Below are 9,775 nucleotides of genomic sequence, written 5' to 3'. Positions count from 1 at the left end.
CAGCCCCAGCGCAATCGGCGACATCGCACGCGCCGCTCTTGTCCTCACGCATTTCGAGCACAACTACCTACCGGCAATTCGCTGAGATCACGTCAATGTGACTCATATCACAGTCTTTGATCATCTGGTAAGGGCAATTTCTACAGGCCAGTTGACGTGGAGTGCGCCGCGCTGTGGATCGCAAAAGCGACATTCCGTAATGTTTGCGGCGAACTTGCAGGTGTTGACCTCTGGGTGATCGTCGATCAAGATCCGGATTGATCGTCTTTATCAACTCCTTATGGCGCGGTGCGGCCCCGGTTCCCGGGGTCTGCGTCAGCGTGCCCTGAAGAGGTGGCGACATGCGGGTCTGGCGGCGGTTACGGACGATGGTGCTGGTCATCGCGGTGGCGATGGCATTGGTGATCTCTGGTTTGGGGGTGCCTGACAATCTCGTAGTTCCGGCGGCGGCGTCGGTGGAGGGTCCGGATCCGGAGACCTCGGTGGACGGTCGGCCGGTGGCGAAGGCGAAGGCGGCCGAGGGGGCGGAGGAGTCCCAGCCGCAGGTCGACCGCAAGGAGCCGGTGTGGCCGAAGCCGGGAACGGCGCAGGTGGATCCCGGTGAGAAGGCGGTCGCGGCGGGTGAGCTGCCGGTCCGGCTCTCCGAGGTCAAGGGCGCTGAGGTCGGCGCGGTGAAGGTGGAGACGCTGCCGGCTGACGCCGTGCGCAAGCTCGGCGGGGTAGGGGTCGCGGCCCGGCTGACGGGTGCGACGGCGGGCAAGGTACGGGCGGAGTTCTCGTACGCGGGCTTCCGCGATGCCTACGGCGGCAACTTCGCCACCCGCCTGCAGGTGTTACGGGTGCCGGCGTGTGCACTGACGACGCCGCGCCCGCGCGATTGCGTGGTACGCCCGCAGCCGGTCAAGGCGCACAACGACATGAAGACCGGCACGTTGACCGCCGACGTCGATGTCGACCCCGCCACCGGCAAGGCGGCCCCGCTGACGCTGCCCAAGAGCCAGACGGGCAAGGACGCCACGTCCAACGCGGCGCAGGCGTTCACCTCTGGGTCGGTGTACGTGCTGGCGGCCGGGATGACCGGCCCGGACGGGAACTTCGGCGCCACCGATCTGAAGCCGTCGGGAACCTGGCAGGCCGGCACGTCCGGTGGCGGGTTCTCCTATGACTATCCGCTGCCGGAGGCGCCGTCGCCGGTGGGTACCGGGCCGAACCTGTCCTTGCAGTACGACGCCTCGTCGGTGGACGGCGAGGGCCACTGGACCAACAACCAGTCCGGAGTGACCGGGATCGGCTGGAATGTGTCGGCCGGGTTCATCGAGCGCAAGTACCGCCGTTGCACCGCCTGGACCGAGTACGACCCGGACACCGCCGCGCTGATCTGGCATGCCGACGAGAACGGCCCCTACGGTTCGGCCGTCTGCTGGGAGTCGCCCGACGAGCTGGCCACCGACGTCACCAAGGACTACACCCAGTCGGAGCTGGTGCTGAACCTGGCCGGCCGGTCGGCCTCGATTGTCAAGGACCGCACCAGCGGGTTGTGGAAGACGGTGCCGGACTTCGGCTGGAAGATCGAGCAGCAGGCCGGCGGGGCGGACGGCCTGGAGTACTGGAAGGTCACCTCCAGCGATGGCCAGGTGCACCGCTTCGGCTACACCAAGGACGCGCAGTGGCAGTTGCAGTACGTCGGCAACCAGCGTGCCGAGCCGTGCGCCGACCGGTACTTCAACGACATGATCCCGCCGACCTGCACCGGTGTGTGGCGGTGGAACCTGGACCAGTCGATCGACGCCAACGAGAACGTCATCGACTACACCTATGAGCGCGAGACCAACTACTTCTGCATGCCCGACTGTGTCTCCGAGGTCTACGTGCCGCTGCCGTACGATCGGGGCGGTTTCCTCAAGCAGATCAGCTACGGCCACAACACCCAGGTGTCCGGCAGCACGCCGACCTCGCGGATGACGTTCACCACCTCCGACCGCGGCGGCCTGGACGTGCCGACCGACCTGACCTGCGGCCCGTCCTGCGCCACCAACGATGCGGTCGCGTTCTACTCCACCCGCAAGCTCGACTCGGTCCTCACCGAGTCCAAGAACCCTGCCTCGGGGGTGTGGGAGCCGGACACCCGCACCGACTTGCGCTACAGGTGGATCTACACCCGCACCGACTTCGGCCCTGCCTACGACCCGGTGCTGTGGCTCGACAGCGTGCAGCAGACCGGCCTGGCCGGCACGACCGCGCAGAAGCTGCCGCCGGTCAGCTTCGACGCAGCCATGGTCGCGGGCCGGATGGACTACGACAACTGGTCGGACTGGACCGACTTCCTGTCCTGGCGCATGGTGCCCCGAGTCACGGGGATTGGCAACGGTATGGGTGGCCGGATCGAGGTCACCTACGGCCAGGCCGATCCGTGCGGCGGCGGCAAGGGCCGCGACGGCACCAACTACTTACCCGACGCCACCGGCGACTGCTACCGCGTCGACTACGACTACAACGAGGAGACCGGCTACGAGAGCTGGGGCCGCTTCTTCAAGCAACTGGCGATGAAGGTGACCGAACGCGACCTGGTCGGCAGCTCGCCCGACATGGTCACCAGCTACGACTACCTCGGCGGCCCGCGCTGGACCAACCCGGTGAACTTCGCCCAGCCCGACCTCTCACCCGGCGGCAGCGACTGGCGCGGCTACGGCACCGTCCGCACCACCCGAGGCTCGGGTAGCGACCCGAACGGTTACACCGTCACCTCCGACACCTTCTACCGCGGCATCGACGGCGCCACCATCACCACGTTCGAGGGCACCACCGCCACCGACTCCCGCGCCCTGCAAGGCCAGCTCCTGCAGGAGCAGACCTGGAAGCTGACCGCCACCGACCCGCGCGCCTACACCGAGGCCGAATCCACCCGGTATGAGTACCAGGTCGCCGCCACCGGCACCGGGCCCGGCGTCCTGGACCCGGCCTTCGTGCACCGCACCCGCGAACGCACCCGCGAGCTGGTCACCGGCGGCACCTGGCGCTGGAGCGACCAGCGCACCGCCTACAACAGCGACGGACAGCCCACCACCGTCAACGACTACGGCGACACCGCCGTCACCACGGACAACACTTGCACCAGCACCACCTACGCCCGCAACCCGGCCAACGGCATCACCAGCCTGCCCTCCACGATGGAGAAACGCTCCGGCGATAGTTGCACCTCAGGGACGCTGATCGGCAAAACCGCGACCCTGTACGACGGGGGCAGTGACCCGGCCACCAACACCCCGTCCGACGGCAACGTCACGGAGACCCGCTCCTACGCCAGCGCCACCAGCATCTCGGTCACGAAGAACACCTTCGACGACTACGGCCGCCCGCTGACCGCCACCGACCCGATGGGCAAAGTCACCACCACGACCTACACCCCGGCCGTCGGCTGGCCCCACCAGGGCGCCAAGGTCACCAACCCGCTCGGCCACGCCGTCACAACCTACTCCTCCCACCGCAACGGCCTGCCCACCAAGCTGGTCGACGCCAACAACAAGACCACCGAGATCGACTACGACGCCCTCGGCCGCGCCGCCACCCTCTGGGAGCCCGACCAGCCCAGGGCTGGCGGCACGCCGACCGCGACCGTCGCCTACGACATCCCCTTCGACGGCAACCTCGGCCAGCCCACCGCTCCAGCCAGAACCACGATGCGCCGCCTGCTGCGCGGCACTACCTACCTCACGACCTACAGCTACGACGACGGGTTCGGCCGTGCCAGGGAGGAACAGACCGAGTCCCCGGCAGGCGGCCGGATCGTCACCGTCAACACCTACGACGGCCGTGGGCTCACCGCGGCCAGCTCTCAGCCCGCGCACAACGGCGACGCGCCCGGCAGCGGCCTGCTGAACCCCGATCCCACCACATTGCCGTCGTGGACCAAGACCGTCTACGACAGCATGGAACGCCCGACCGCGGTCATCGACTACCAGCAGGCCACGGAGTTCCGCCGCACCACTACCGCCTACCCCGGCCTGGACCGCATCGAGGTGACCCCGCCGGTCGGCGGCAAGACCGTCACCGTCTCCGACGTCTACGAGCGCGCCATCAAGACAGAGGAGTGGAAGGACGCCTCCACTCACCACGACACCAGCTATACCTACAACGCCGCTGGCAACCTGACCAAGGTCACCGACGCCAACGGCAACGTCCGCACCTTCACCTATGACTGGCTAGCCCGCCGCACCGCTGCCACCGACCCCGACGCCGGTGATGCCAGCTACGGTTACGACGCCGCTGGCCGTCAGCTCTGGGGCATCGACGGCAACGGCGACAAGGTCTCACTGCTGTACGACGACCTCGGCCGACGGACAAGTCAGTGGTTCGGAGAGCCGCAAACCGGCACCAAACTGGCCGAATGGGCCTACGACAGCGTGGTGAAGGGATACCTGTCCTCTTCCACCCGCTACGTGGGCACGAACGCCTACACCGACGCCGTCACCGCTTACGACAACGCCTACCGGCCGACGGCAACCAAGGTCACCATTCCGGCCGCCGAAGGCACACTCGCCGGTGACTATGCCTTCACCGCCAGGTACGACACGGCCGACAACATCGTGGAGCAGGGGCTTCCCGCCAAGGGCGGCCTGGAGGCCGAGACGCTCACGTACTCCTACACCGATCTCGGCTTGGCTCAGGGCCTGACCTCCGATTACGCCGGCGGCGCCACCTACATCAAGGCGGCCGCCTACTCTTCGACCGCTCGGCTGAATGAACGCAGCTACGGTGCCAACAGCCAGGTCAAACGCACCTTCACCTGGGACGAGGGCACCGGCTGGCTTAAGCGCCTGACCACGGAATCGGGCACCCAGGTGGCGCAGAACGACGTTCTCGCCTACAACCAAAACGGTGACCTGATCAGGAACACCGACACCCTCACCGCGACCGGCAGCAGCCCAGGCCAGTCCGAGTGTTTCGTCTACGACGGTCTCTCCCGATTGAGCACCGCGTACACGACCGTCGGCACCTCATGCGCATCCGGTGCGGACCTCCAGGGCGCCGACCCCTATAACCAGTCCTTCACCTACGACGCGGTCGGCAACTTGACCAGCGTCAGCGACAACGGCGTGACCGCGACCTACACCTATCCGGCGGCGGGCGCCTCGGCGGTCCGTCCCAACGCGATCACCTCCATCAGCAGGCCCGGCCGCACCGACACCTACGGCTACGACAACGCCGGCCAGCTTGTGGCGCGCACCGTCGACAACAAGCAGGCCACCTTCTCCTGGAACGCCCTGGGCCAGATGGACAAGGCCGTCGTCAACGGCCAGGAGACCACCATGGTCTACGACGCCGACGGCGAACGGCTCATCCGCCGTGACCCCGACGGATCGTCGACGTTGTACCTGGGCTCCATGGAGGTCCGCTCCACCACCACCGGCGTCGCGGCGACCCGCTATTACGCCGACGCCGACGGCTCGGTGGTCGCCATGCGCACAGGGGCCAGCCTCAAATGGCTGGCCTCAGGCCTGCACGGCTCCATGCAACTGGCCATCGACGACGTGACCGGCCAGGTCTCGCGTGAGCGCTATCTGCCTTTCGGGCAGCGCCGCGGCGCCGATGACCTGCCCTTCACCGATCGCGGTTTCCTGGGCAAGACCGAGGACGCCTCCACCGGCCTGGACTACCTCTCGGCCCGCTACTACGACCCGGTGATCGGTAGGTTCATCTCGACGGATCCGCTGCTCGACCTGTCGAAACCGCAGGGGGCGAACCCCTATGCGTACGCGGGCAACAACCCTGTCGGCGCCTCCGATCCCACCGGTCTCAAGCCGATCGACGAGTCGAAGGACGCGATCAACCCCTGCTACAAGCCGAAAAGCCAGGAGTGCAAGGTTGCGCGCAAGGAGCAGGCGGAAGCGGAGGCCAAGGCCGCCCAGGCAGAGGTGGACCGACAGCTCAAGCAACTGCTCAACGCCATCCTGGCGATCGCGAAAATCGCCGCCGACGAACTCGGCATCACCGCGGGCATCAAGTGCTTCACCACGGGCGACGTCGGCGCCTGCGGTGAAACAGCGCTCAACATTCTGGGCTCACTCGCCGGTGGCCTGGCCGGCAAGCTGGCGGCGAAATACGCGCTGCCGTGGAAATGGAAGAAGGCGTACGAGCTCGGCAAGGCCATCTGGAAACACGCTGGCGATGCCATCAGCGCCTTCAAGAACTGGTTAAAGGCAAAAGACCGGCTCCAAGCCGCGAGACATCGTCTGCAAGCAGCCCTCCGCGAGTGCAACAGTTTCGTACCCGGAACCATGGTCCTGCTCGCCGACGGAACAGCCAGACCCATCGAGGACGTCAAGGTCGGAGACCAGGTCCTCGCGCATGATCCGGACACGGGAGAGACCACAGCGGCCCCCGTGATCGCCCTGATCACGGGACACGGGGTGAAGAACCTGGTGCAGGTAACTGTGGACACCGACGGTGGCAAGGGCAACGCGACAGGCGTGGTCGTGGCGACTGCGGAACATCCCTTCTGGGTTGCGGACCAGAAGCAATGGGTGCAGGCCACCCGGCTCCAGGCGGGGATGTGGCTGCAGACCGGGTCCGGTACCTATGTACAGGTCACCGCGCTCAGCAAGCGCACCGCTGGCGAACAGCGGGTCCACAACCTGACGGTCGCCGGCAAGCACACGTACTACGTGTTGGCCGGAACCAGCAATGTCCTCGTTCACAACGCGCCCCTGGCCTGCCGAGCCAAAGGGCTGGCCGGAGAGGCGCGCGCCAAGCAGGAGCTTCTCGACAAGGGCTACAATATTGTCGGTGAGCAGTTGACCATCCGGGCGGCGAACGGCGTCAAGGTACGAGTCGACTTCGTTGCGATGAGAAACGGAAAGCTGTATCTGTTCGACGTGAAGAACGGTCCGAAGGCCGGATTCACGAAGAACCAGGGCCGCAGGGGCGGTTATGCCTCGGTAGAGGCTGCTGGCGGCACGTTCACCGGTCGCAAGGCCCAACGAGCCGGACTGAAAGGCCGAGTCATCGGAGCCACCGATGTCCTTATCATCCAGTACTGAGGACCGAGATCGTGTCGAACCTTAAGAAGCAAACCCTAGCCGCGGTGAAGGAGGAACTGCGCGGGGTGCGGTTCAAGACCACACGCTCACGGTACATCTACGTGCAGGAGCGCTCGCCCGGGGTCCACGGGTGGCTGGGCCTCAACGACAACGATACATACCTACCTGAGGTGCTGATTCTCAATCCGGTGGTGGGCGTGGTCCATGACCGCGTGCAGGAGCAGATCACTGAGCTGAATCCCGAATTCGACCGGCGCGGACAGCCTCTGGTGAGCCAGAATCTGGGTTATCTCATGCCTGAAAAGACGTACCGGACATGGGACTTTTATCAGCAAAAGGATCCGCGAGGCCCTGCAGCCGAGCTGGCCGCGGCGCTCTCCGCCTACGGCTCCTCATTCATCGACACCTGGGCTGACTGGTCCGACCTGTCGGAGCGGATAGAGCACACCGACTTGCTGACTGATGACGAGAAATATGTGGTCATTCCGGTAGTACGGGCGCTCAATGGCGATCTGAGTGGTGCGTTGCGGATGGTCGACGGGAAGCACGAACAGATCGGCCACAGTCAGGATCTTTATGCATCCTTCTACAGGAAATATGCCGAGTCGTTCGTGAAAAAATTCGGCTGACAGCACCGATCCGCGGCCTCGCCATCTGGCCAGGCTTGCCGTCCATAGGAGTGGCGTACGAGTTTGCCTGGTCAAGCTCACGTCGTGATGTGGCGACGGTCATCGCGTAGCGCTTCAACATGGGTTGAAGCGTCACGCGATGACCGTGGGCAACAGTGAGGCCTGGGCGGCGGCATGCCGAACCTGCCTAGCCAGAGCCATTGCCCTGACGATCTGACTTATGCGCACTGCCATGGCCGGCGACTTGCGCGACGAGTGGGGCGCCGCGCCCAACGCCTTCGGCATGGCAGCCAGCCCGGGGCCCGACATATCTTCTGGTGGTAGGAGATCAGCTGGTCCGGGGGAACGGTCATGCACCTCAAGGATGGCACCGTCTATGTGGGCAAGGGCAAGAACATGTCTTCGCGCTGGTGGGGGTAATTTCGGCGTCAGAAGGAAAATGAAGAGGCTCGGATATACCCGCGACGACGTAGTCGGCGTCGACTACCGCCTTCCTGCGACTGGTCAGACCCTAGACGAGCTCGAAGGAGACACGTTTGAAGAGCTCGGCGGTAAGAAGAATCTCCGCACAACACCAACAATCCGCACGGTTATGGGAACAGGTGTTAGCGATCCACGGCAGTTGGCGATTATACGTCCTGGCGTCCGGGCGGTAAGCTGGATGCATGACGACCGGACCGACCGTATTCTGGCGAGAAGGCATTGAAGAAGAGGCACGACAAGTCGCGTTCGGAGAGCTGAGAGTCGAATGGGTGGAAAAGGCGGAGATGTTTCCGGACTCGATGCTCTTGCAAACCGACAGGGCGCTGGAGACGTTCGAGAATCACGTCGCCAGCCTCGACGTGCCGTCAGACGAAGCCGTTCTCGCGATCGTCAGGACTGTCGTTCTCACGCTCAATGCGATCAATCGCGATCATGACGATGACGCCCATGCCACCGGTGAACCTCGATTCTTCAGCTGGTCGGGATGCGTGAGTGGCGCCGCGGTTTGCCCGTAATGTCCCCGAGGTGGTTGGGGCGGGCCGTCGCATGTCGCTGCGGGGGCGCCGGGTTCCACGGGCCCGGAGGAGGCTCCTTTCTGGATCGTCGTGGTCGGGTCCGGCTCTCAGGTGCGAGCGGGCAGGTCGGTGAGGCGCTGCCAGGCGGACGAATGCTTGGGCCCAGGGCCAGGTGCGCTCGATGCGCAGGTGGCGGCGGCGGGCGTGGGCGGCGAGCCGGGCGGGCAGGTGGTAGAGCCGGTAGCGCATGGTGTCGGGTTCGGCGCGGGCCAGGCCGTCCTGGTCGTGCAGGGTCAGCAGGCGCAGCCAGCAGTCCAGGTCGTGGCCGAGGTTGGCGGCCAATACCCATCCTTGGTTGACGGTCCAGTCCTTGCTGGGCAGATTACGCAGGCCCATCGCCTTACCGACGCGGACACGGTCCTCGACCACGGCGTGCGCGCGGGCCAGGGCGTCCAGCCATTGCGGGTGGTGGGAGCCGGCGATGCCCCACATGCGGCCGATGTTGGTGACGATGATGGAGTACTTCCACCCGGTCCGCAGTTCGAGGGCGGTGAGGTTCTTGCGGTGCCGGGCCGAGGGGCGGACCCGGCGCACCAGCAGCCGCATGCCCTCGGGCCAGCCGGTGCGCTGGTTGAGGCCGGTCAGTTCGGCGACATGGTAGCCGGGCTGCAGGTCGCCGTCCTGGGTGATGGACTCTTGCCAGGCGGTGGCGGGCAGCCGGGCGATGGCTTGTTCGTCGAGGTCGGTGATCATCCAGCCGACCAGGTAGCGCACCGTGCGGCGAGCGGTGTTCAGGCCTTCCCAGATGAACCAGCAGATCGTGAGTGGCGCCCGCGCCGTCCACCCGGACCAGGATCTTGGCCTGGCAGGAGTTCGGGATCTGCGCCAGCGCCTCACGCAGCACCCGCAGGTGGTCGGCCACGGTGTTGCTGCCGGCGTTCCCGGGCCGCAGCAGCATCGCCAGCGACTCTTGGGTGTTGGCGCACCAGCAGGCCAGCGGGTGAAAGCCATACGTTTTCTTGAAGGTGACCGCCGCGCCGTGCTTGTCGGAGGTGGCGGTGATGACGGTGGCGTCGATGTCGATGACGATCCAGCCGCGCAGCCGTTTGCC

At 65.8% G+C, this 9,775-nt stretch carries 3 protein-coding genes and 1 pseudogene; 2 read left to right on the top strand and 2 right to left on the bottom strand.

The genetic code is table 11. The features are described from left to right. Positions 1-341: 341 nt before the first annotated feature. The gene (locus tag AB0J69_RS60815) at positions 342-7,037 is read left to right on the top strand and encodes an RHS repeat-associated core domain-containing protein (RefSeq protein ID WP_364138283.1); all 6,696 of its coding nucleotides are present in this window, start codon (positions 342-344) and stop codon (positions 7,035-7,037) included. A gap of 44 nt (positions 7,038-7,081) precedes the next feature. Further along, positions 7,082-7,666 carry a hypothetical protein gene (locus AB0J69_RS60810; RefSeq protein WP_364138280.1) on the top strand — a complete coding sequence of 195 codons (585 nt, stop codon included), beginning with the start codon at positions 7,082-7,084 and terminating at the stop codon, positions 7,664-7,666. A gap of 848 nt (positions 7,667-8,514) precedes the next feature. Here AB0J69_RS60810 and AB0J69_RS60805 read toward each other — a convergent pair. Both AB0J69_RS60805 and AB0J69_RS60800 read right to left on the bottom strand, forming a co-directional pair. After that, positions 8,515-9,438 carry a transposase gene (locus tag AB0J69_RS60805; RefSeq protein WP_364138277.1) on the bottom strand — a complete coding sequence of 308 codons (924 nt, stop codon included), beginning with the start codon at positions 9,436-9,438 and terminating at the stop codon, positions 8,515-8,517. Positions 9,439-9,526: 88 nt separating this feature from the next. Then, positions 9,527-9,727, bottom strand: a pseudogene (locus AB0J69_RS60800) (IS1380 family transposase); the annotation flags it as partial. Positions 9,728-9,775 lie beyond the last annotated feature (48 nt).

The sequence above is a fragment of the Nonomuraea sp. NPDC049709 genome, assembly GCF_040674815.1.
Lineage (GTDB): Bacteria > Actinomycetota > Actinomycetes > Streptosporangiales > Streptosporangiaceae > Nonomuraea.
Note: the sequence above shows the minus strand (reverse complement) of the source record. Positions and strands in the feature narration are given on the sequence as shown.

Coding starts and splice junctions, on each gene's coding strand:
- AB0J69_RS60815 (WP_364138283.1), top strand. CDS start 342: ATGCGGGTCTGGCGGCGGTTACGGACGATGGTGCTGGTCATCGCGGTG.